The sequence below is a fragment of the Ensifer sp. R-19 genome (genome assembly GCF_049905105.1).
GTDB lineage: Bacteria > Pseudomonadota > Alphaproteobacteria > Rhizobiales > Rhizobiaceae > Ensifer.
Genome location: NZ_CP184569.1, coordinates 2,916,993 through 2,937,891, shown reverse-complemented (window position 1 = coordinate 2,937,891; position 20,899 = coordinate 2,916,993). Strand labels below are relative to the sequence as shown.

The following is a 20,899-nucleotide window of genomic DNA, read 5'->3' as shown; positions in this document are numbered from 1 at the left end:
GCAATATGCCGGTTGCACCGGCACTATGTTTATAATAACCGTCATCTTGTCGGCGGACCGCGGAGGAGCAGAGATGCAGGACATAGACGCGATCGACCGCACGATCCTCAGCATCCTGTCGCAAGAGGCGCGCATCCCGATGAAGTCGCTGGCGGGCCGCATCGGCCTCTCCAGAAGTGCGACCACCGAGCGGGTCAGCCGGCTTGAAAAGGCCGGTGTCATTCGCGGCTATCGCGCCGATATCGGGCAATTGGAGGAGGGCACGATCCAGGCTTTCCTGCTGGTGACTTTGAAGCGCACGCCGTCGATCGGCGTGCTCGACCGGCTCGCCGGCTTTTCCTCGGTGCGCAAGGTGTCATCCGTCAGCGGCCAGCTCGATCTCGTCGTCGAGGTCGAGGTCGGCTCGATCAATGCGCTCAACGAGTTGCGCAACGAGGTGGCGACGATGGACAATGTCGAGGATTTGACGACGTCGATCGTGCTGCGAAGGGATATCGAGCGGAGTTGAGGCGTGCTCCTCAGCCCTCGCTCAACATCTCCGCCTGCGGAGCCAGCCGTTCGAGCAGCGAGCGGCGCACCCGGCCGATGTCGCGCATCGGTGGCTCGCCGAAGTGGCGGGCATACTCGCGGCTGAACTGCGACTGGCTTTCGTAGCCCACCTGATGGCCGGCGTCGCCGGCGTCGAGCTGCTCCTCCAGCATCAGCCGTCGCGCCTCCTGCAGCCGGAGCTGCTTCTGGTATTGCAGCGGGCTCATCGCGGTGATCGCCTTAAAATGATGGTGCAGCGACGACACGCTCATGGAGACACGGTTGGCGAGATCGTCGATCCGCAGCGGCCGCGAATAGTGCTCTTTCAGCCAGGCGACGGCGCGGCCGACCTGATGAGGCTGGCTGTCGGTCGTCGCCATCTGCCGCAGGCGGTGGCCATGCGGGCCGGTCAAAAGCCGGTAGAGGATCTCCTGTTCGATCAGTGGCAAGAGGGCGGGGATATCGTCCGGCCGTTCGAGCAGGCGCAGCAGGCGCAGGGCCGCGTCTTCGAGATCGACAGTGATCTTGCTGACGCTCATGCCGCGCGCCGAAGCGGCCGGCTGCGGCAATTGCGACAAGGACGCAAGCAGCGCCTGGATCTTGCCGGGATCGAGCGTGAAGGCCATGCTGAGATAAGGTTCTTCTGCGGAGGCCTTGCAGACCTGGGAGAGAACGGGCAGGTCGATTGACGTCAGCAGATAGTCCGACGCGCCGTAGATCAGTGTCTCGTCGCCGAGAACCACACGTTTGGCCCCTTGCACGATGATTGCCAGGCTTGGCCGATAGGCCGAGCAATTGACCGGAGCGTCGCCGCCATGGCGATGCAGGGTCAGGCCGGAAATCCCGGTCAGGTGGTCGCCGTCCCGCTCGGCAAACCGGGCAATGACATCGATCATCTGGTGGCGGGCAGTCTGTCTTGTGGCTGTCATAATCTGCGGTCTTTCCAGCGGCTTAGCATTGTGTGAGGCAACGCTCAGGTAGGGCATCGACGTGCCATCTCCAGGATCTCACTGTCAATCTTGTAGGATCGTGCAAGAATTTTGCAGGATCGCTCTAACGCTCACCGTGTCTGCGCCCCCATAGTTCGAGGTGCGTCAGGCCGGGTTCCCTCCGGACCTGCACCCTTTCCCAAAATGAGGACAGACTGATGGCCATTGCAAGAGGATATGCGGCGACCGATGCGTCGAAGCCGCTGACGCCCTTCACCTTCGAGCGCCGCGAACCGCGCGACGACGACGTGGTGATCGAGATCAAATATTGCGGCGTCTGCCACTCCGACATCCACCAGGCCCGCAACGAATGGGGCAATTCGGCCTTCCCGATGGTTCCCGGCCACGAGATCGTCGGCATCGTGACGGCGGTTGGCTCCAAGGTCACCAAGTTCAAAGTCGGTGACCGCGCCGGCGTCGGCTGCTTCGTCGATTCCTGCACCACCTGCGCCACGCGCGATGTGGATCTGGAACATTACATGCCCGGTCTGATCGTGACCTATAACGGCGTGGAAGCCGACGGTAAGACGCCGACCCAGGGCGGCTATTCCGACAGTATCGTCGTCAAGGAAGGCTATGTGCTGTCGATCCCGGAGAACCTGCCGCTCGACGCCGCAGCACCGCTGCTTTGCGCCGGCATCACGCTTTATTCGCCGCTGCGCCACTGGAAGGCCGGTCCCGGCAAGAAGGTCGCGATCGTCGGCATGGGCGGCCTCGGCCACATGGGCGTCAAGCTGGCGCACGCCATGGGCGCGGAGGTGACGGTTCTCAGCCAGACGCTTTCCAAGAAGGAAGACGGTCTGAAGCTCGGCGCCGACCACTACTATGCCACCAACGATCCGGAGACCTTCAAGGCACTGGCAGGCACATTCGACCTGATCATCTGCACCGTCGCTGCCGAGATCGACTGGAATGCCTACGTCAACCTTCTGAAGGTCGACGGCGATTTCGTGCTGGTCGGCATTCCTGAGAATGCGGTGCCGGTACACGCCTTCTCGCTGGTGCCCGCCCGCCGGAGCATTTCCGGTTCGATGATCGGCTCGATCAAGGAAACCCAGGAGATGCTCGACTTCTGCGGCGAGCACAATATAGTCTCGGAAATCGAAACGATCCGGATCCAACAGATCAACGAAGCCTATGAACGCGTCGTCAAGAGCGACGTGCGCTATCGCTTCGTCATCGACATGGCGTCGCTGCAGGACGCCGCCTAAACTGAAATGGAACGGCCCGGAATCCGATGGGGTTTCCGGGCCTTTTTTCTGACTGCGGCTCAAACGAGCGGCAGCGGTCCGTCGTTCTTGATCTCTTCCATCACTGCGTAAGTTCGGGTCTCCTTGACGCCCGGAAGCGTCCAGAGCACCTGGCCGAGGAAGTTGCGGTAGGCCGCCATGTCCTCGAACCGCGTCTTGACGAGATAGTCGAAGCCCCCCGCCACCATGTGACATTCGAGCACGGCCGGCGCCTGTTTGACGGCGGCGGCGAACTGGTCGAAGACGTCGGGCGTCGTCTTGTCGAGCATGACCTCGATGAAAACCAGCAGGCCGAAGCCGAGCTTGTGCGGGTCAAGCCGCGCGCCGAAGCCCGAGACGTAGCCTTCCTTCAACAGCCGGCGCAGCCGCTCGCTGGTCGCCGTCGGCGACAGGCCGATGCGATCGGCAAGCTCCAGATTGGTGATGCGCCCATCCGCCTGGAGAATGTTGAGAATTCTACGGTCAATCTTGTCGATCTGATGCATGGTGCCTCCCGCCGATGCCTCAGGCGGCAAGTCGCGTTTCCGCGAGCTTCACCCAGTAGGAGATGCCGTGCGGGATCGCCTCGTCATTGAAATCGTATGCCGGGTGATGCAGCCCGGCGGTCTCGCCGTTACCCATGAACACGAAGGCGCCGGGACGGGCAATCAGCATGTAGGAGAAATCCTCTCCGCCCATCATCGGGTCGAGCGACGGCTTGACGTTGCTTGTCCCGGCGATCTCGGCCGCGGCCCTCAAAGCGTAGCCGGTCTCTTCCGCATGGTTCACGGTCACCGGATAGTTGCGATTGTAGGCGACGTTGACGGTCGCGCCGTATAGGGCCGCCACTCCTTCGGCGATCGTGCGGATGCGGCCCTCGCCGATATCGCGTACCTCGGGCACGAGAGTGCGCACCGTGCCGCCGAGCACGGCTTCTTCCGGGATGACATTGTGGGCGAAGCCGGCGTTGAACTTTGTGACGGAGACGACGACCGAGGCGAGCGGATCGACCGTGCGCGAGGCGATCGTCTGCAGAGCGGTGACAATCTGGGTGCCGACGATGATCGGGTCGATCGTCTTATGCGGCTGGGCCGCATGGCCGCCGCGGCCCTTGATGGTGATGGTGAACTCGTCGGTCGAAGCCATGATGGGGCCGACACGGCTGCCGAAGTGGCCAATGGGCATGCCCGGCATGTTGTGCATGCCATAGACTTCCTCGATGGCAAAACGCTCCATCATGCCGTCCTTGACCATCTCGTTACCGCCGCCGCCGCCTTCTTCGGCCGGCTGGAAGATGACGGCGACACTGCCGGCGAAGTTGCGGGTCTCGGCGAGATATTTGGCCGCGCCGAGAAGCATGGCGGTATGGCCGTCGTGACCGCAGGCATGCATCTTGCCAGACGTTTGCGAAGCCCAGGGCTTGCCGCTCGTCTCGGTAATCGGCAGCGCATCCATGTCGGCGCGCAGGCCGATGGTGCGGCCCGAGCCGAGATTGCCGCGGATCAGGCCGACGACGCCGGTGCGGCCGAGCCCCGTCACGACTTCGTCAACGCCGAACTCCTTGAGTTTCTTTTCGACGAAGGATGCCGTATTTTCAACCGCGAACAGGAGTTCCGGGTTCCTGTGCAGATGGCGCCGCCATTCGGCGACTTCGTTCTGGAGCTCGGCGGCACGGTTGAGTATCGGCATCGGTTCGTCCTGTCGGTCTGTTCGATCACTGTGTATCTGCGGTGGATTGGCAGGGGTGCCCGTAAATGGGCTTTGCCATCTCCTCGCCATATAGGCTAAATAGCCGGACGAGACGAGGCAACAGCGGAATTTCGAGGTTCTATTGTGGTGACAGCAGGATTTTTCACGCGTGGCAAGATGAAGGCGCTGGGAGTGACGGTGGCAACCTGCGCGACGCTTCTTGCAGCGCTGCCGGCTGCGGCCAATCCGCGGCTCGTCGTCGACGTCAATTCGCTGAAGGTCTACGAGCACCAGGACATCTTCCAGAAATGGTATCCGGCTTCGCTGACCAAGCTGATGACGGCCTATACGGCCTTCCGCGCCATCAAGTCGGGGCAGCTCACGCTCGAGAGCCCGGTCATCATGACCAAGAATGCGGCCTCCGAGCCGCCGAGCAAGATGTTCTACAAGCCCGGGCAGGCGATGACGCTCGACAGCGCGCTGAAGATGATGCTGGTCAAGTCCGCGAACGACGTCGCAGTCGCGATCGCCGAGACGGTCGGCGGTTCGGAGCCCGCCTTCATCGAGCGGATGAACGCCGAGGCGCGCCGCATCGGCATGACCTCGTCCAACTTCATCAATCCCAACGGCCTGCCGGGTCCGGGCCAGTATACGACGGCGCGCGACCTTGCGGTGCTGGCGATTACGCTCAAGCGCGAGTTCCCGCAGTATGCCTCCTATTTCTCGCTGGAAGGCTTCACCACCGGCAAGAAGAACTATCCGAACTACAACATGCTGATCGGACGCTTCGAAGGCGCCGATGGCATGAAGACCGGCTTCATCTGCGCCTCCGGTTTCAACCAGGTTTCGTCTGCCACCCGTGACGGGCGTAGCGTCGTCTCTGTCGTACTCGGCGAGGATAGCCTCGGCGCGCGTGCCGACGAATCTGCGCGGCTCATGCAGATGGCGCTGACGACGAGCGGCAATGGCAAACCTTCCCTGGTGCAGATCCCGCCCTATGGCGAGACGCGCGACATGGTGGCCGATGTCAGCAAGCAGATCTGCTCGAAGGCAGCGGCCAAGGTCCGCAGCGAAGGCCGCGACGAGGGCGGCCGCCAGAAGCTGCTCTCGCCCTATATCCACGAAATCAACCGGCCGCTGAATCTCGCCTTCGCCGGTCTTATCGCCGGCAGCGGTGAGAAGGCGCCGAAAGTCGTCGCCGACCAAGCTGGCCAGGGCGATGCCGCCAATGTGCCGATCCCCGTGCCGCGGCCGACCTTCTGATCGGAGTTCATGATGGCTAGTCCCTTGCCGGCGGTGCCGGTCTCCATCCTCACCGGCTTTCTCGGTGCGGGCAAGACAACGTTGCTCAACCGGTTGCTGAAGGATCCCGATCTCTCGGACACGGCCGTCATCATCAACGAATTCGGCGACGTCTCGATCGACCACCTGCTGGTGGAGGCCTCCAGCGACGGGGTTATCGAGCTTTCCGACGGCTGCCTTTGCTGCACGGTGCGTGGCGAACTGGTCGACACGCTCGCCGATCTCATGGACCGGATGCAGACCGGCAAGATCAGGCCGCTGAAGCGCATCGTCATCGAAACGACCGGCCTTGCCGACCCCGCGCCGGTGCTGCAATCGGTGATCGGCAATCCCATCATCGCGCAGAACTTCCGGCTGGACGGCGTCGTCACCGTCGTCGATGCCGTCAACGGCCTGCAGACGATCGCCAACCACGAGGAAGCCCTGAAGCAGATCGCGGTCGCCGACCGCATCGTCGTCAGCAAGACCGGTCTAGCCGATGCTTCCACGCGCGACGCGCTGACGGTTCGTATCCGGGCGCTCAATCCGCGTGCGCCGCTCATCGATGGCGACAGCGACGAGGCGGGACGCTCAGCGCTTTTCGCCTGCGGCCTTTATGATCCATCCTCGAAGATCGCCGATGTCGGCCGCTGGCTGCAGGATGAAGCCCATCACGACCACAACCATCATCACCACGATCATGGTGACCACCATCACGATCATGATCACCACCATGACCACGATCATCATCATGATGTGAACCGGCATGGCGGCGACATCCGCTCGTTCAGCATTGTGCACGACCGGCCGATCGAGCCGATGGCACTCGATATGTTCATCGACCTCCTGCGTTCGGCTCATGGCGAGAAGCTGCTCAGGATGAAGGCAATCGTAGCGGTGGCCGACAGACCGGACCGGCCGCTGGTGTTGCATGGCGTGCAGAATGTCTTCCATACGCCGGAGCGTCTGACGGCATGGCCGGACCCGAACGACCGGCGCACCCGCATGGTGCTGATCACCAAGGGATTGACGGAAGACTTCGTCCGCGACCTGTTCGACGCCTTCACCGGCCAGCCGCGCATCGACCGGCCGGACGCGCAGGCGCTTTCCGACAACCCGCTCTCCGTTCCCGGCATGCGGTTTTAATCATCATTCAGATAGCATTGTGATGCCGCGGCCCGTCGCGGCGTCTCAGGCGCCCTTGCGGATCAGAAACCGGTGGCCGCCGTCGGCAGCAGCGGACTCTTCGAGCGTGTGGCCGTCTTCGTTGCAGAAGTGCGGGATATCGATCACTGCCAGAGGATCGGTCGTCTCGATCTCCAGCAATGCGCCCGGGGCTAGTGAGGACATGCGCTTGCGCGTCTTCAAAACGGGAAGGGGGCATTTAAGCCCCCTGAGGTCGTAGACGATCTTGGTCTCACTCGGCATCAATTGCCCCAGATTTTCCAGAAGGGGCGCTTCTTCGGCGGCTCTTCGGTGAGCACAGGCGTTTCCGCCACCGCCTCGGGGGCAGGTGCCGTTGCAACGGCGGCCGTCTGCTGCTCAGTCGCAGCTGGCGCCGTCGTGCGTGCCTGCTTGGTCGTCTTCGCCGGTTCCTGCGCCTGCGGTGCGACGGCTGCCTGCTGTTCGGGTGTCTGAACGGCCGGAGCGGGTGCTTCTGCCTCCGGCTCGCTCTTCGAGAACAGGCTCCAGAAGGATTTCTTCGCCGGCTGCTCGACGGCTGCCTGCATCACCGGCTGCGGTACGGGGTTGGCGGCTGGAACCGGGACGTGCTTGCCGCCGTCGGTCGCCTTTTCGAGTTCCTTCTTCTGGATCTCGACGGCCTGCTTGGTCTCTTCCGCTTCCTTCTGGTCGGCGAGCTTCTTCTCGAGGTCGCTGGCCTTCATCAGCTTGCCGGCGTCGAAGGAGTTGCCGGTTGGCGCATAGGCGAGTTCGCGGCCGACGCGCTGCTTGGCGACGATCGCCTTGCGCTCGGCTTCGCTCGGCTCGTACCAGACCATGCCGTCATACTTCTTCATGGCCTTGTCGTAGTCGGTCTGGTAGGTCTTCTCGAAGCCTGCCATCGCCACTTGCAGCGCCGGCGGGGTCGACATGGCCGGGCACTGGCCGCTCGGATTGAACGGGCCGGAGGCCTGCTGGTTGAAGACGTACTTCTTCTCGCAGACGTTCACTTCAGGCGGACGCTTGGTGATCTCGAACTGGTCGTAGCCGACCTTCAGCATCTTCCAGAAATCGATGTTCGGGTTGTTGCGATGGCGCGCCATGTTTTCCGCGGTCATGCGGAAGGGGAAGGCCTGGAGCTGAACACTTTCCTGGCCGCCCTTGAAGGAATCCCGGGCGAGGGCGAAGATCTCGATCATCTGCTCGTCGGTCATCGAGTAGCAGCCCGACGACGAGCAGGCGCCGTGGATCATCAGGTGCGTTCCCTGACGGCCGTTCGCCTTGTCGTAGGTGTTGGGATAGCCGGTGTTGATCGCCAGGTAATAATTCGAGTTGGGGTTCATCTGGTGCGGGAAGAGCGGATAGAAGCCCTCCGGCGCCTGACGATCGCCTTCCTTTACCTTCGGGCCCAATTTGCCGGACCAGGCGCAGATCTTATAGGTTTTCAGCAGCTGGAAGCGATTGGCCGTATTGGCCTTCCAGACCTCGAGCGTGCCTTCTTCCTTGAAGATGCGCAGCGAGATCGGGGCCTGCTTCTGCATCCCGAGTTCGGTCATCTTTTTGACCATGGGTCCGGAGACCTGGTACTCGGTTTTGTTCTTGACGGACTTGAGGTCGACCGATGTCGTCGTGTCCAGCGTTTCATTGGTGCAGCCGGCAAGCGCGGCGACGATGGCGGCGGAGGCTACAAGGTTTCTGAAACGCATCAGCAGAGGCCCGTTCAAACCCAACTCGAATAGGAAAGCCCAGGTCCGCGACGGGTGGGCTCTTCAGAGAATCACTAAGCGATTATACTTCACGAATTCTTAACCCTGCAGGGTGGCCCTGCCGATGCGCTGTTCATGACCTCATGAATATGGCCAAGATTTGGCCATACTCCGCTTTGCAGTTGCGAAATCCGCTTGCGCAATCGCGAACCACCAGGACCAGATCGGATAGAGGGCGTGGGATTTCCGCCCGCATCCCGGTCCAGCTTAGAGGTTGCGGCCGATATTGAGGTACTTCTGTCGGCGATCCGTGCGCAACTGGTCGCCATTGCGTCCGGACAATTCCTTCAACGCGTCGGCGATCACGGTTCCGGTGCGGCCGATGACCGCGTTCGGGTCGCGGTGTGCGCCGCCGACCGGCTCCTGAATGATGCCGTCGATGACGCCGAGTGCCTTCAGGTCCTCGGAGGTGATCTTCATGTTGCTGGCGGCTTCCTTGGCGCGGGTGGAATCGCGCCACAGGATCGAGGCAGCGCCTTCCGGCGAGATGACGCTGTAGATCGCATGCTCCAGCATGTAGACGCGGTTGCCGGTAGCGATCGCGATGGCGCCGCCGGAGCCGCCTTCGCCGATGACGACGGTGACGATCGGTACGCGAACATTGAGGCACATCTCAGTGGAGCGGGCGATGGCTTCCGCCTGGCCGCGTTCTTCTGCGCCGACGCCCGGATAGGCACCGGCGGTATCGACCAGCGTGATCAGGGGCAGGCCGAAGCGATCGGCCATTTCCATGACGCGGATCGCCTTGCGGTAGCCTTCAGGACGGGGGCTACCGAAGTTGTGCTTGATGCGCGACTTCGTGTCGTTGCCCTTCTCCTGGCCGAGAACGGCGACCGGCATGCCGCGGAAACGCGCAAGGCCGGCCTGGATGGCATCGTCGTTGGCATAGTTGCGGTCGCCCGCAAGCGGCGTGAACTCGGTGAAGAGCTCGGCGGCGTAATCCAGGAAGTGCGGACGCGAGGGGTGACGGGCGACCTGGGTCTTCTGCCAGGGCGTCAGCTTGGAATAGATCTCGATCATCGCGTCGCGGACGCGCGTCTCCAGGCGTTCGATCTCATCCGAAGTGTTCACGCTCTCGTCTTCGCCGGCGAGCTTCTTCAGTTCGAGAATCTTGCCTTCGAGGTCGGAGATGGGCTTTTCGAAATCGAGATAGTTGTGCATGAGATGCGTTTCCGATCATTTTGCGACAAGGACCAGCGGGCCGAAACCAGCGTGCCCGGCCGTCCTAATCCTGTTTTTTCGCCTGTTTGGCAAGAGGGTGATGGTTTTGCACGAGGTTGTGCAGCCGTTCTTCCAGCACATGTGTATAGATTTGTGTCGTTGAAATGTCCGAATGGCCGAGCAGTTCCTGCACGGCGCGAAGGTCCGCGCCATTGGCGAGCAGGTGGCTGGCGAAGGCGTGCCGCAGCACGTGCGGCGAGATCGTGGCGACCCTTATGCCAGCGCGTGCCGCGAGCGATTTCAGATCGCGCGCAAAAACCTGGCGCGGCAGGAAGCCCTGCTTGCCGGAGGAGGGGAAGAGCCACGGGCTCTCGCGGTTGCCCGCTTCCTCCCTGGCCATTTCCTCGGCGAGCGCCTCGCCATAGGCCCGCATCGCCCGGATTGCCGCTTGCGAGAGCGGCACGAGCCGGTCCTTGTTGCCCTTGCCGCGGATCACGAGGAAGCGGCCGTTCTGCGCCAGCACGCTTGCCGGCAGGGAGACCAGCTCGCTGACGCGCATGCCGGTCGCGTACAGAAGCTCAATCAGCGCATGCATGCGCAACTTCGCAAGGTGGTCCGGACCTCCTGATGCGGCCTCGCTCTCGGCCTGCCCGATCAGCCGCGAGACGTCCTCGACGCTCAGCGTCTTCGGCAGGCTGCGCCCCTTCTTCGGGGCGTCGAGAATGCCTGTCGGATCGTCGCCGCGCATACCCTCGGCGTAGAGGAATTTGTAGAACTGCCGGAGTGCGGAGAGGCGCCGTGCCTGCGAGGAGGGCTTGAAGCCCTGGCCCGAGAGATGGGCGAGGTAGGTGCGAAGATCGTCCGGGGTTGCCGCCGTCAGCCCGGTTCCGAGCGTGCGCAGGTGCGAGGAAGCATCCTCCAGGTCGCGCTCGTAAGATTGCAGCGTGTTGACCGCAGCGCCGCGCTCGGCACTCATCATTTCGAGGAAGGCCTCGACATGGGCGGCAGAGAGGTCGCTCATTGGGGCTTGTTCACCCGCTCGGACGGGATTTTCACGGTCACGTCGCGCTCAACCGGTTCGACAAAGGTGACGAGAGAGACCATCGTGCCGTAGACTAATCCGGCGGCGACGGCACAAAAGAACAGGAACCGGAACAGGGTCGGCATTTCAATCTCCTCTGCATGAAGCGTTCGGTCGAAGCGGACCAAAGGCTATGCATGCAGGCGTTCAAACGGCCATCGTCATCTCGCGTTCGGATGAATGCGCGGCACGAAGGCGGGTGCCAGACCTATATGAACGCCGCTTCGGCCGAGTTCAAGAACCGTGAGCGGACGCGCGCGACGACTTGACGCTACACCCCGATTTGTCGATACCGAAAGGGAATGGGGAATAAGAAGTCCAATGAACGACGTGATCGAACCGGTTTCCGCAACGCTTGCCGAGCGGGCGAAGCTTGTACTCGGTAAACGCAATCTCGTGTTCATCGGTCTCATGGGCGCCGGCAAGTCGGCAATCGGAAGATTGACCGCCCAGGCGCTCGGAATTCCCTTCGTCGATTCCGACCACGAGATCGAACGCGTCTCGCGCATGACGATCAGCGATCTCTTTGCCCGTTACGGCGAGGAGGAGTTCCGCGCGCTGGAAACGCGGGTGCTGAAACGGCTTCTGAGAAGTGGTCCGCGTGTGGTCTCGACTGGCGGCGGCGCCTACATCAACGAGCGCTCGCGCCGACAGATCAGGAAGGGCGGCCTGACGGTCTGGCTCAATGCCGAGCTCGACGTGCTCTGGGAGCGGGTTAACAAGCGCGATACCCGGCCGCTGCTGAAGACCGAAAATCCCAAGCAGACGCTCGAAAACCTGATGAACGCGCGCTACCCGATCTATTCGGAAGCCGACCTGACGGTGCTGTCGCGCGATGTGAAGAAAGAGACGATGGTGGAGGACGTTCTCACCGCCGTTATCGAATACCAGGACAAGAAGAACCATGAATAGCCATGTTGCGCCCGCTGCCGAACGCAAGGTCCGCGTCGACCTCGGCGACCGTTCCTACGATATCCTGATCGGTCCCGGGCTGATTGCCGCCGCCGGCCAGGAGATCGCGGCCCGCCTCAAGGGGCGCAAGATGGCCGTGATCACTGACGAGAACGTAGCGCCGCGCTACCTCGAGCCCCTGATGGCGAGCCTGAAGGAGCGTGACATCGACGCAGTGTCGCTCGTGCTTCCCGCCGGCGAGAAGACCAAGAGCTTCGAGCAACTGATCCCGGTCTGTGAAACCGTGCTTGGCGCCCGGATCGAGCGCAACGATGCGGTGATCGCGCTCGGCGGGGGCGTCATCGGCGATCTTACCGGCTTTGCCGCCGGCATCGTGCGCCGTGGCTCGCGTTTCATCCAGATCCCGACCTCGCTCTTGGCACAGGTCGATTCCTCCGTCGGCGGCAAGACCGGCATCAATTCCCCCCACGGCAAGAACCTGATCGGCGTTTTCCATCAACCGGATCTGGTGCTCGCCGATACCGACGTGCTCGACACGCTGAGCCCACGCGAGTTTCGCGCCGGCTATGCCGAGGTCGCGAAGTATGGGCTGATCGACAAGCCGGACTTCTTCGCCTGGCTCGAAAAGAACTGGCAGGCGGTCTTTGCCGGCGGCGCGGCGCGCATCGAGGCGATCGCGATCAGCTGCCAGGCCAAGGCCGACGTCGTGGCTGCGGACGAGCGCGAGAACGGCTTGCGTGCGCTGCTGAACCTCGGCCATACCTTCGGCCACGCGCTGGAGGCTGCGACCGAGTATGACAGCGCCCGGCTGGTGCATGGCGAGGGCGTTTCGATCGGCATGGTGCTGGCGCATCAGTTCTCGGCACGCATGAACCTTGCGAGCCCGGACGATGCGTCCCGTGTCGAGGCGCATCTGAAGACTGTGGGCTTGCCGACCCGCATGTCGGAAATCCCGGGCACCTTGCCTCCGGCCGAGAGGCTGATGGACGCGATCGCCCAGGACAAGAAGGTCAAGGGCGGCAAGCTCACTTTCATCCTGACGCGCGGCGTCGGACAATCCTTTGTCGCCGATGACGTTCCGGCATCGGAGGTCCTAAGCTTCCTGAGGGAAAAACATCCGCAATGACAGGCGAAGCCTTTATTGCTTTTCTGGCGGAATACTGGCTGTCGATCCTCTCGGTCCTCTGCCTGCTCGTGCTGTCGGCGTTCTTCTCGGGCTCTGAGACGGCGCTGACGGCAGCCTCGCGCTCGCGCATGCACACGCTCGAAAACAACGGCGAGGAGCGTGCCGGCATCGTCAACCGGCTGATCGAACGCCGTGACCGGCTGATCGGCACGCTGCTGATCGGCAACAATCTCGTCAACATTCTCGCGTCGTCGCTGACGACGAGCCTTTTGATCGGTCTCTTCGGCGATTCCGGCGTCGCCATCGCGACGCTCGCCATGACCGTGCTGCTCGTTATTTTCTCGGAAGTGCTGCCGAAGAGCTGGGCGATCGCTTCGCCAGACCGCTTCGCGATTGCCGTTGCGCCGCTCGTCCGCCCCTTCGTCGCGGTCGTCGGGCCGGTCTCCAGCCTCGTCAACGGCATCGTCCGGCGCCTGCTCAATCTCTTCGGCGTCAATCTTGCCGCCGATATGTCGATGCTTTCGGCGCATGAGGAACTGCGCGGCGCAGTGGACTTCTTGCACCGAGAGGGTTCGGTGATCAAGGCCGACCGCGACCGGCTGGGCGGCGTGCTCGATCTCGGCGAACTCGAAGTCTCCGACATCATGATCCACCGCACCGCCATGCGGGCGATCAATGCCGACGAGCCGCCGGAGACCTGCGTTCGTGACATCCTCGAAAGCCCGTTCACGCGACTGCCGCTCTGGCGCGGTTCGACCGACAACATCATCGGCCTCGTGCACTCCAAGGATCTGTTGCGGGCGTTAGCGGAGCCCAATGTCGAGCCGGAGAACCTCGATATCGTCAAGATCGCGCAGAAGCCCTGGTTCGTGCCGGACACCACCAACCTCAAGGACCAGCTCAACGCTTTCCTGCGCCGCAAGCTGCATCTGGCGATCGTCGTTGACGAATACGGCCAGGTTCAGGGCCTGGTGACGCTGGAAGACATCCTGGAGGAGATTGTCGGCGATATTGCCGACGAGCACGACCTCGACATTCAGGGTGTGCGCCAGGAGGCCGATGGTTCGATCGTCGTTGACGGCTCGGTACCGATCCGCGACCTCAATCGCGCGCTCGACTGGTCGCTGCCGGACGAAGAAGCGACGACGGTGGCGGGGCTCGTCATCCACGAATCCAAGAGCATCCCGGAGGAGCGCCAGGCCTTCACCTTCCACGGCAAGCGCTTCATCGTGATGAAACGGGTGAAGAACCGGATCACCAAGCTGCGCATCCGCCCGGCGGAAGACGGTGCCGCTCCGACGTCTTGATTGCTACCAGCGGGTCGCTTCGCCGGGAGCCGCGGGCTCTACGGCAAGCGCGTGCAGGCCGGCATCGAGTTCCGGTTTCAGGAGATCATTGATGGCGCGGTGACGGGCGACGCGGCTCATGCCAGTAAAGGCGCTGGAAACGATGCGCACCCGCAGGTGGGTTTCGCCGCCGCCATCGAAACCCGGCTGATGACCGGCATGCATGTGGCTCTCGTTGATGACCGCCAATCTCTCAGGATGGAAGGCCTCGATCAGCTTCTTTTCGATCGTGTCCGTGAGCGACATTCTTCCGTCCCATTTCCTTGGTTGCTTGACGCCCCCTCGCGGATCTGCAGTACCCGGTAATCGCTGGCTTGGCGGCGCAAAATGCCCGCACAAAGCCAGCAACATTCCGTTTTGTCAATTCTTGTTGTGGCCCCAGCCAAGCCCCATAATGAGCACCATGAGACTCGATTCAAAATACTTCGATCGCATTCGCACCCGGCGCAAGGTTGAGCCCCGGGCGGAGCCGGCTGCGCCCGTCTGTCAGTGGGACGGCTGCGATCAGAAGGGCGTGCATAAAGCGCCCGTCGGCCGCAATGCCGAGGGCCAGTACTTCATGTTCTGCTTCGAACATGTGAAGGAATACAACAAGGGCTACAATTACTTCTCCGGCCTTTCCGACAGCGAGGTCGCCCGCTACCAGAAGGAAGCGGTGACCGGCCACCGGCCGACCTGGACCGTCGGCGTCAACAAGAATGCCAAGAACGGTCCGACGCAGTCGCAGACGCGGTCGGGCTCGGCCGGCGCCCAGGCCCGGATGCGCGACCCCTTCGGTTTCGTCAGCGAAGCGCGCGCCCGTCGCCCGGAGCCGCGCCAGCGCAAGTTGAAGACGCTCGAGGCAAAGGCGTTCGAAACACTCGGCCTCGGGGCCTCGGCCACTGCTGCCGATATCAAGGCTGCCTACAAGGATCTCGTCAAGAAGCATCACCCCGATGCCAATGGCGGAGATAGGGGATCCGAAGAGCGTTTTCGCGCGGTTATTCAAGCCTACCAATTGTTAAAACAGGCTGGTTTCTGCTAACAACGCGGATTATTACAGAAGCACTTTTGCAGGCGAATGCGCGGGTGCCGTCCGGTGGCCGCTCTGGAGACATGATGAGCAAGATTGACCTCGACATTTCCAACCTCCCCGATACGACGATCTCGGTCCGGGAGGTTTTCGGCATTGATACGGATTTGCGCGTTCCTGCCTATTCGAAGGGCGACGCCTATGTGCCGGACCTCGACCCGGATTACCTCTTCGATCGCGAAACCACGCTCGCTATTCTCGCAGGCTTCGCCCACAACCGACGCGTGATGGTCTCGGGCTATCACGGTACCGGTAAGTCCACCCATATCGAGCAGGTCGCTGCCCGCCTCAACTGGCCGTGCGTGCGCGTCAACCTCGATAGCCATGTCAGCCGTATCGATCTCGTCGGCAAGGACGCGATCGTCGTCAAGGACGGCCTGCAGGTCACCGAGTTCAAGGACGGCATCCTGCCCTGGGCCTACCAGCACAATGTCGCGCTCGTCTTCGACGAATACGATGCCGGCCGTCCGGACGTCATGTTCGTCATCCAGCGGGTTCTCGAATCCTCCGGCCGCCTGACGCTGCTCGACCAGAGCCGCGTCATCCGTCCCCACCCGGCCTTCCGCCTGTTTGCGACCGCCAACACCATCGGCCTCGGCGACACCACCGGACTCTACCACGGCACGCAGCAGATCAACCAGGCGCAGATGGACCGTTGGTCGATCGTCACGACGCTGAACTACCTGGCGCATGACAAGGAAGTCGACATCGTCGCCGCCAAGGTGAAGGGCTTCACCGCCGACAAGGGCCGCGAGACCGTTTCCAAGATGGTGCGTGTTGCCGACCTCACGCGCGCAGCCTTCATCAACGGCGACCTGTCGACCGTCATGAGCCCGCGTACGGTCATCACCTGGGCCGAGAACGCCTATATCTTCGGCGACATCGCCTTTGCCTTCCGCGTGACCTTCCTCAACAAGTGCGACGAGCTGGAGCGGGCGCTGGTCGCCGAGCACTACCAGCGCGCCTTCGGGATCGAGCTCAAGGAAAGCGCTGCCAACATCGTGCTGGAAGCCACCGCCTGAGCCATGGCGGAGGCGGAGGGCGCACGGGCGCTTCGCTTCGTTGAGGAGAAGAGCGTCGCGAAGACCGCCAACGCGGTCTTCAAGGGCCTCAAGGCCTTCAACCTCGAAAAGGCGGGAAGCGCCAAATACAAGCGCTTCGCCATTTCGGTGCGCAACGACGGCGACGAGATCGTAGGCGGCATCGTCGCCTACACGGCGTGGAACTGGTGCTTCATCGAACTGCTCTGGGTAGACGAGGCGCTGAGAGGGTCGGGCAGCGGGCGTGAGCTCGTTGCGCGTGTCGAAGCGGTCGCCGCAAGCCGCGGCGCCCGCTACATCTATGTCGACACATTCAGTTTCCAGGGCGACGGCTTCTATCAGAAGCTGGGTTATGACGTTTATGGCAAACTCGATGATTTCCCGCCGGGATTTCACCGCATCTGGCTGAAGAAGGAACTCTCGTGAGCTCGAACTCGAAGGCAAAGCCAACCACGCGCGAGAATGCTGCCGAACCGTTCAAGCGGGCGCTTTCCGGCTGCATCCGATCGATCGCGGGCGATGCCGAGGTGGAAGTCGCCTTCGCCAATGAGCGGCCGGGCATGACCGGCGAGCGCATTCGTCTGCCCGAGCTTTCCAAGCGCCCGACGCTGCAGGAACTCAGCGTCACCCGCGGGCTGGGTGACAGCATGGCGCTGCGCAAGGCCTGTCATGACGCGCGCATCCACGCGACGATGTCGCCGCAAGGGGCCGACGCTCGCGCGATTTTCGACGCGGTGGAGCAGGCGCGTGTCGAGGCGATCGGTGCGCTCAGCATGGCGGGCGTCGCCAAGAACCTGAACGTCATGCTCGAAGAGAAATACGCCAAGGCGAATTTCGCAACGATCGAGCGGCAGGCCGACGCGCCGCTCGGCGAAGCCGTGGCGCTTCTGGTGCGCGAGAAGCTGACCGGCGAGAAGCCGCCGGCCTCCGCCGGTAAGGTACTCGACCTCTGGCGCGAGTTCATCGAAGGCAAGGCTGCGGGCGACATCCAGAACCTGTCGTCGACGATCAATGACCAGCAGGCCTTTGCCCGGGTCGTGCGCGACATGCTGACCTCGATGGAGGTCGCCGAGAAATATGGCGACGACGACGTCGAGCCGGACGAGCAGGAGAGCGAGACCGACGAAGACCAGCCGCGCAGCCAGGAGCAGGACGAAAACGCCAGCGACGAGGAAGCCGGCGACGACGCCGCCCCCGCCGATGAAAACCAGGCTGCCGAAGAGCAGATGGAAGAAGGCGAGATGGACGGCGCGGAGATTTCCGACGACGATCTTCAGGACGAGGGCGACGAGGACAGCGAGACGCCGGGCGAGGTCAAGCGCCCGAACCAGCCCTTTGCCGACTTCAACGAGAAGGTCGACTACGCCGTCTTCACCCGCGAGTTCGATGAGACGATCGCTTCGGAAGAGCTGTGCGACGAGGCCGAGCTCGACCGGTTGCGCGCCTTCCTCGACAAGCAGCTTTCCCATCTCCAGGGTGCTGTGGGTCGCCTTGCCAACCGCCTGCAGCGCCGCCTGATGGCGCAGCAGAACCGCTCCTGGGAATTCGACCTCGAAGAGGGTTACCTCGACACGGCGCGCCTGCAGCGCATCATCATCGACCCGATGCAGCCGCTTTCCTTCAAGCGAGAGAAGGACACCAACTTCCGCGACACGGTAGTGACGCTGCTGATCGACAACTCCGGCTCGATGCGTGGCCGCCCGATCACCGTTGCCGCCACTTGCGCTGACATCCTGGCGCGCACGCTGGAACGCTGCGGCGTCAAGGTCGAGATCCTCGGCTTCACCACCAAGGCGTGGAAGGGCGGACAGTCGCGCGAAAAGTGGCTTGCCGGCGGCAAGCCGCAGGCGCCGGGCCGGCTCAACGATCTGCGCCACATCATCTACAAGTCCGCCGATGCGCCCTGGCGCCGGGCGCGCCGCAATCTCGGCCTGATGATGCGCGAAGGCCTGCTGAAAGAAAACATCGACGGCGAGGCGCTGATGTGGGCGCACGAGCGACTGATGGCACGGCGCGAGCAGCGCCGCATCCTGATGATGATCTCCGACGGTGCGCCGGTCGACGATTCGACGCTGTCGGTCAATCCCGGAAACTATCTGGAACGGCATCTGCGCGCGGTCATCGAGCAGATCGAAACGCGCTCGCCTGTCGAGCTTCTGGCGATCGGTATCGGTCACGACGTGACGCGCTACTACCGTCGTGCCGTGACCATTGTCGACGCCGACGAGCTTGCCGGTGCGATGACCGAGCAGCTGGCCGCGCTCTTCGAGGATGAAAGCAAGCGCCGCGGTTCCTCGCGTCTTCGTCGCGCCGGATAATTTGTTTCGTTCGGAGGTGGTGTTTGCCGCTTCCGAACGCCAATCGGCGACAGCCCGTTCCGGCCTTGAGCCGAAGTCAATTTACGGACAAAATTTTACAGTCTACCAAGCTGCAGCGATGATCTCAGTGCGCCGTGGCAGGTGTCTCTCGTCGTCGTACTCCGTTTCATTCCTGATGTTCTTCCCCTGAAGGTACTTCCCCATGCTCGGTCGCGGACTTCTAGCCCTCCTGCTTTTCGCGTCGACCGGCTCGGCATGGGCCGCCTCGAGCGGCGAAACTCTGCCGATCCGCAGTCGTCAGATCAGCAGTTTCGCGGTTGGATCGAGCGCCACCCGGTTCGGCGCGCTGGAGTTCGTTGGCGGACTGGAAATGACCTCTGCGAATTCCCTGTTCGGCGCCGTGTCGGCAATCCGTTTTCGACCGGATGGCACTTCCTTCATCGCGATCATGGACACCGGACACTGGCTCGAAGGCGCCGTGACCCGTGATGCGGACGGCCGGCTTTCCGGTCTTACGGACCTTACCGCCACGCCGATGGCCGACCGCAACGGCGACGTCGGGCTGGCGAAGTGGAAGGTGGATTCGGAAGGATTGGCGCTGCGGTCGGGGCAGGTGGTCGTCAGCTACGAGCAGGCACACCGCATCGACATCTACCCGGACCCGGGCTTTGCTGCATCGACGCCGATCGGGAGCCTGGCGTTGCCGTTCCCGATCAAGGAATTGCGCAACAATGGCGGCATCGAGACCATCGCAGTGGCGTCAAAGGACGGCCCCCTGGCTGGCGCGACGATCGCCGTTGCGGAGCGCAGCGTCGACAGGGCGGATAACCTGCTGGCGGGCATTCTCGACGGGCCGCAGCGTGGCGCGTTTGCCGTCGTGCGCAAGGATCCCTATGCGGTAACCGACGGCGCGTTCCTGCCGAACGGCGACCTGCTGCTCCTGGAGCGGCGCTTCTCGTTCGGTTCGGGCCTCGGTATGCAGATCCGGCGTATTGCCGGCGACACGATCAAGCCCGGCGCCGTGGTCGATGGCGACGTCATCTTCGAAGCCGACATGCGCCACCAGATCGACAATATGGAAGGGCTCGACGTCGTCGTACGGCCGGACGGCGAAGTTCGTGTCATCGTCGTTTCGGATGACAACCACTCCATCCTCGAGCGCAATCTGATGCTGGAGTTCCGCCTCACGACCGCGGTGACGCAGTAGGCAATGCTTGTTTCGCCCAAGGGGCGAGTGATCCAAGCTCTGAAACGACAGAGCCGATGGTTGCGGCCGTTTGACCGCAATCATCGGCTCGATCCTTTTCGGTAGGCCATGTTTAGATCATTTCATTGTTTAATCGAAACACTGAAATGATCTAAGTCTTTGAAATTACGCAATTCCAGACGGAAAACCGTTTCACACTTTTCCTGGAACTGCTCTAGGCGGATGCCTTGGCTTCCGCTGCCGGCATCGGCTTGACGACGCTCATCAGCGCGCCATAGGGCAGCAGCATGACGAGGCCGCAGAGGATCTTGACGCTCAAGTCACCGATCGCCCAGGAGATCCAGCGCGGTGCTTCGGCCGTGAGCACGCCGAGCAGGGGCGCGGTTTCCAGCGCGAAGCTGTCGTTCGGTCCGAAGAACACGAAGAACGGGGCAAAGGCGAAGGAGAAGAACATCGCGGTGTCGAGCGCCGAGCCGATCAGGGAACCTGCGAGCGGCGCATGCCACCAGCTCTGACGGCGCAGGCGGTTGAACACCGAGATGTCGAGAAGCTGGCCAAACAGGAAGGCAGAGCCCGAGGCAATCGCGATCCGCGGCGTGGCGGCGACGAAGGAGAGCAGGATGGCGACGATGAAGCCTGCGACCACCACGCGGCGCGCGATGCGCGGCCCGAACTGTCGGTTGGTGAGATCCGTCACCAGGAAAGCGAAGGGATAGCTGAAGGCGCCCCAGGTGAGAAGATCGCCAAGCTGCATGCCGGCAATCGAGCCCGGCAGCGGGTACTGTACGAGGATGTTCGAAGCCACGACCACGAGGGTCATGAGCGCGATATAGACGAAGAAAGTGCGGTTGATCAGCATTTTTTTATCCTGGGAGATGCCACCAGCTAGAGGGATGAAAGCCGGATCGAGCATCCGGCCGATGAAGGCAGAAACACGCGCACGAGAAAAAGGCTTGCTGGATGAACCCGCAAGCCTTTTAAACGCGTGTCAAA

The 20,899-nt window shown here is 62.6% G+C and carries 22 protein-coding genes; 12 read left to right on the top strand and 10 right to left on the bottom strand.

The annotated features are described in order from the left end of the window. Positions 1-25 precede the first annotated feature (25 nt). Positions 26-508 (top strand): Lrp/AsnC family transcriptional regulator, encoded by a 483-nt coding sequence (locus ACN9MO_RS14370; RefSeq protein WP_057254733.1) that lies wholly within the window; start codon positions 26-28, stop codon positions 506-508. A 10-nt stretch (positions 509-518) separates the two neighbouring features. On the opposite strand, the gene ACN9MO_RS14365 is transcribed toward ACN9MO_RS14370, so the two are convergent. Continuing rightward, entirely contained in the window at positions 519-1,457 is a 939-nt protein-coding gene (locus ACN9MO_RS14365; RefSeq protein WP_057254734.1) for an AraC family transcriptional regulator, read from the bottom strand. Between the two features lie 218 nt (positions 1,458-1,675). Between ACN9MO_RS14365 and ACN9MO_RS14360 the strand changes: the two genes are divergently transcribed. Further along, positions 1,676-2,728, top strand: coding sequence for an NAD(P)-dependent alcohol dehydrogenase (locus ACN9MO_RS14360; protein ID WP_057254735.1), 1,053 nt, complete (start codon positions 1,676-1,678; stop codon positions 2,726-2,728). Positions 2,729-2,787: 59 nt separating this feature from the next. Here ACN9MO_RS14360 and ACN9MO_RS14355 read toward each other — a convergent pair whose 3' ends face one another. Further along, the gene (locus ACN9MO_RS14355; protein ID WP_057254736.1) at positions 2,788-3,252 is read right to left on the bottom strand and encodes an Lrp/AsnC ligand binding domain-containing protein; all 465 of its coding nucleotides are present in this window, start codon (positions 3,250-3,252) and stop codon (positions 2,788-2,790) included. A gap of 19 nt (positions 3,253-3,271) precedes the next feature. Further along, positions 3,272-4,435 carry a M20 aminoacylase family protein gene (locus ACN9MO_RS14350; protein WP_057254737.1) on the bottom strand — a complete coding sequence of 388 codons (1,164 nt, stop codon included), beginning with the start codon at positions 4,433-4,435 and terminating at the stop codon, positions 3,272-3,274. 177 nt (positions 4,436-4,612) lie between these two features. Here ACN9MO_RS14350 and ACN9MO_RS14345 point away from each other — a divergent pair, with 177 nt between their 5' ends. Further along, positions 4,613-5,698, top strand: coding sequence for a D-alanyl-D-alanine carboxypeptidase family protein (locus ACN9MO_RS14345; RefSeq protein ID WP_057254738.1), 1,086 nt, complete (start codon positions 4,613-4,615; stop codon positions 5,696-5,698). Between the two features lie 12 nt (positions 5,699-5,710). Continuing rightward, on the top strand, positions 5,711-6,862 hold the full coding sequence (locus ACN9MO_RS14340) for a CobW family GTP-binding protein (protein WP_057254739.1): 1,152 nt from the start codon (positions 5,711-5,713) through the stop codon (positions 6,860-6,862). 45 nt (positions 6,863-6,907) lie between these two features. On the opposite strand, the gene ACN9MO_RS14335 is transcribed toward ACN9MO_RS14340, so the two are convergent. From ACN9MO_RS14335 to ACN9MO_RS14315, 5 genes are all read right to left on the bottom strand, one after another. Beyond that, entirely contained in the window at positions 6,908-7,144 is a 237-nt protein-coding gene (locus ACN9MO_RS14335; protein WP_057254740.1) for a sulfurtransferase TusA family protein, read from the bottom strand. Next, positions 7,144-8,583: a L,D-transpeptidase family protein gene (locus tag ACN9MO_RS14330; RefSeq protein WP_057254741.1), complete on the bottom strand. Its 1,440-nt coding sequence runs from the start codon at positions 8,581-8,583 to the stop codon at positions 7,144-7,146. Before ACN9MO_RS14330 ends, ACN9MO_RS14335 begins: the two co-directional genes overlap by 1 nt. A 267-nt stretch (positions 8,584-8,850) precedes the next feature. Next, the gene (locus ACN9MO_RS14325; RefSeq protein ID WP_057254742.1) at positions 8,851-9,804 is read right to left on the bottom strand and encodes an acetyl-CoA carboxylase carboxyltransferase subunit alpha; all 954 of its coding nucleotides are present in this window, start codon (positions 9,802-9,804) and stop codon (positions 8,851-8,853) included. Between the two features lie 64 nt (positions 9,805-9,868). Next, positions 9,869-10,825: a site-specific tyrosine recombinase XerD gene (gene xerD / locus ACN9MO_RS14320; protein ID WP_057254743.1), complete on the bottom strand. Its 957-nt coding sequence runs from the start codon at positions 10,823-10,825 to the stop codon at positions 9,869-9,871. Then, complete coding sequence (locus ACN9MO_RS14315) at positions 10,822-10,971, bottom strand: hypothetical protein (protein WP_093233937.1); 150 nt, start codon at positions 10,969-10,971, stop codon at positions 10,822-10,824. The genes xerD and ACN9MO_RS14315 overlap by 4 nt, the downstream gene beginning before the upstream one ends. Before the next feature lie 235 nt (positions 10,972-11,206). Between ACN9MO_RS14315 and ACN9MO_RS14310 the strand changes: the two genes are divergently transcribed. The 3 genes from ACN9MO_RS14310 to ACN9MO_RS14300 are packed head-to-tail and all read left to right on the top strand — an operon-like array spanning position 11,207 to position 14,230. Beyond that, the gene (locus ACN9MO_RS14310; protein ID WP_057254744.1) at positions 11,207-11,797 is read left to right on the top strand and encodes a shikimate kinase; all 591 of its coding nucleotides are present in this window, start codon (positions 11,207-11,209) and stop codon (positions 11,795-11,797) included. After that, positions 11,790-12,923, top strand: a complete 1,134-nt coding sequence (gene aroB / locus ACN9MO_RS14305; RefSeq protein WP_057254745.1) for a 3-dehydroquinate synthase — start codon at positions 11,790-11,792, stop codon at positions 12,921-12,923. Before ACN9MO_RS14310 ends, aroB begins: the two co-directional genes overlap by 8 nt. Next, a complete protein-coding gene (locus ACN9MO_RS14300) occupies positions 12,920-14,230 on the top strand; it encodes an HlyC/CorC family transporter (protein WP_057254746.1) in 1,311 nt (436 codons plus the stop codon). The genes aroB and ACN9MO_RS14300 overlap by 4 nt, the downstream gene beginning before the upstream one ends. Before the next feature lie 3 nt (positions 14,231-14,233). Here ACN9MO_RS14300 and ACN9MO_RS14295 read toward each other — a convergent pair whose 3' ends face one another. Further along, the gene (locus ACN9MO_RS14295) at positions 14,234-14,515 is read right to left on the bottom strand and encodes a BolA family protein (RefSeq protein ID WP_057254747.1); all 282 of its coding nucleotides are present in this window, start codon (positions 14,513-14,515) and stop codon (positions 14,234-14,236) included. Between the two features lie 148 nt (positions 14,516-14,663). Here ACN9MO_RS14295 and ACN9MO_RS14290 point away from each other — a divergent pair, with 148 nt between their 5' ends. The 5 genes from ACN9MO_RS14290 (at position 14,664) to ACN9MO_RS14270 (ending at position 19,906) form a co-directional block, all read left to right on the top strand. Further along, a complete protein-coding gene (locus ACN9MO_RS14290; RefSeq protein ID WP_057254748.1) occupies positions 14,664-15,293 on the top strand; it encodes a J domain-containing protein in 630 nt (209 codons plus the stop codon). A gap of 74 nt (positions 15,294-15,367) precedes the next feature. Further along, positions 15,368-16,363: a cobaltochelatase subunit CobS gene (gene cobS, locus ACN9MO_RS14285; RefSeq protein ID WP_057254839.1), complete on the top strand. Its 996-nt coding sequence runs from the start codon at positions 15,368-15,370 to the stop codon at positions 16,361-16,363. 3 nt (positions 16,364-16,366) lie between these two features. Then, positions 16,367-16,807: a GNAT family N-acetyltransferase gene (locus ACN9MO_RS14280; RefSeq protein WP_057254749.1), complete on the top strand. Its 441-nt coding sequence runs from the start codon at positions 16,367-16,369 to the stop codon at positions 16,805-16,807. After that, positions 16,804-18,699 (top strand): cobaltochelatase subunit CobT, encoded by a 1,896-nt coding sequence (cobT, locus tag ACN9MO_RS14275; RefSeq protein WP_057254750.1) that lies wholly within the window; start codon positions 16,804-16,806, stop codon positions 18,697-18,699. Before ACN9MO_RS14280 ends, cobT begins: the two co-directional genes overlap by 4 nt. Positions 18,700-18,901: 202 nt before the next feature. After that, positions 18,902-19,906: an esterase-like activity of phytase family protein gene (locus tag ACN9MO_RS14270; protein ID WP_113132294.1), complete on the top strand. Its 1,005-nt coding sequence runs from the start codon at positions 18,902-18,904 to the stop codon at positions 19,904-19,906. A 214-nt stretch (positions 19,907-20,120) separates the two neighbouring features. On the opposite strand, the gene ACN9MO_RS14265 is transcribed toward ACN9MO_RS14270, so the two are convergent. Beyond that, entirely contained in the window at positions 20,121-20,765 is a 645-nt protein-coding gene (locus ACN9MO_RS14265; protein WP_057254752.1) for a queuosine precursor transporter, read from the bottom strand. Between the last annotated feature and the right edge of the window lie 134 nt (positions 20,766-20,899).

What these genes read in the sequence shown, in the direction of transcription:
- ACN9MO_RS14290 (WP_057254748.1), top strand. Translation starts at nt 14,664, where the DNA reads ATGAGCACCATGAGACTCGATTCAAAATACTTCGATCGCATTCGCACC.
- ACN9MO_RS14295 (WP_057254747.1), bottom strand. Translation starts at nt 14,515, where the DNA reads ATGTCGCTCACGGACACGATCGAAAAGAAGCTGATCGAGGCCTTCCAT.
- aroB (WP_057254745.1), top strand. Translation starts at nt 11,790, where the DNA reads ATGAATAGCCATGTTGCGCCCGCTGCCGAACGCAAGGTCCGCGTCGAC.
- ACN9MO_RS14345 (WP_057254738.1), top strand. Translation starts at nt 4,613, where the DNA reads ATGAAGGCGCTGGGAGTGACGGTGGCAACCTGCGCGACGCTTCTTGCA.
- ACN9MO_RS14265 (WP_057254752.1), bottom strand. Translation starts at nt 20,765, where the DNA reads ATGCTGATCAACCGCACTTTCTTCGTCTATATCGCGCTCATGACCCTC.
- ACN9MO_RS14315 (WP_093233937.1), bottom strand. Translation starts at nt 10,971, where the DNA reads ATGCCGACCCTGTTCCGGTTCCTGTTCTTTTGTGCCGTCGCCGCCGGA.
- ACN9MO_RS14355 (WP_057254736.1), bottom strand. Translation starts at nt 3,252, where the DNA reads ATGCATCAGATCGACAAGATTGACCGTAGAATTCTCAACATTCTCCAG.
- ACN9MO_RS14325 (WP_057254742.1), bottom strand. Translation starts at nt 9,804, where the DNA reads ATGCACAACTATCTCGATTTCGAAAAGCCCATCTCCGACCTCGAAGGC.
- ACN9MO_RS14350 (WP_057254737.1), bottom strand. Translation starts at nt 4,435, where the DNA reads ATGCCGATACTCAACCGTGCCGCCGAGCTCCAGAACGAAGTCGCCGAA.
- cobS (WP_057254839.1), top strand. Translation starts at nt 15,368, where the DNA reads ATGAGCAAGATTGACCTCGACATTTCCAACCTCCCCGATACGACGATC.
- ACN9MO_RS14365 (WP_057254734.1), bottom strand. Translation starts at nt 1,457, where the DNA reads ATGACAGCCACAAGACAGACTGCCCGCCACCAGATGATCGATGTCATT.
- ACN9MO_RS14330 (WP_057254741.1), bottom strand. Translation starts at nt 8,583, where the DNA reads ATGCGTTTCAGAAACCTTGTAGCCTCCGCCGCCATCGTCGCCGCGCTT.
- ACN9MO_RS14270 (WP_113132294.1), top strand. Translation starts at nt 18,902, where the DNA reads ATGCTCGGTCGCGGACTTCTAGCCCTCCTGCTTTTCGCGTCGACCGGC.
- ACN9MO_RS14280 (WP_057254749.1), top strand. Translation starts at nt 16,367, where the DNA reads ATGGCGGAGGCGGAGGGCGCACGGGCGCTTCGCTTCGTTGAGGAGAAG.
- ACN9MO_RS14335 (WP_057254740.1), bottom strand. Translation starts at nt 7,144, where the DNA reads ATGCCGAGTGAGACCAAGATCGTCTACGACCTCAGGGGGCTTAAATGC.
- ACN9MO_RS14300 (WP_057254746.1), top strand. Translation starts at nt 12,920, where the DNA reads ATGACAGGCGAAGCCTTTATTGCTTTTCTGGCGGAATACTGGCTGTCG.
- ACN9MO_RS14360 (WP_057254735.1), top strand. Translation starts at nt 1,676, where the DNA reads ATGGCCATTGCAAGAGGATATGCGGCGACCGATGCGTCGAAGCCGCTG.
- ACN9MO_RS14310 (WP_057254744.1), top strand. Translation starts at nt 11,207, where the DNA reads ATGAACGACGTGATCGAACCGGTTTCCGCAACGCTTGCCGAGCGGGCG.
- ACN9MO_RS14370 (WP_057254733.1), top strand. Translation starts at nt 26, where the DNA reads ATGTTTATAATAACCGTCATCTTGTCGGCGGACCGCGGAGGAGCAGAG.
- xerD (WP_057254743.1), bottom strand. Translation starts at nt 10,825, where the DNA reads ATGAGCGACCTCTCTGCCGCCCATGTCGAGGCCTTCCTCGAAATGATG.
- ACN9MO_RS14340 (WP_057254739.1), top strand. Translation starts at nt 5,711, where the DNA reads ATGGCTAGTCCCTTGCCGGCGGTGCCGGTCTCCATCCTCACCGGCTTT.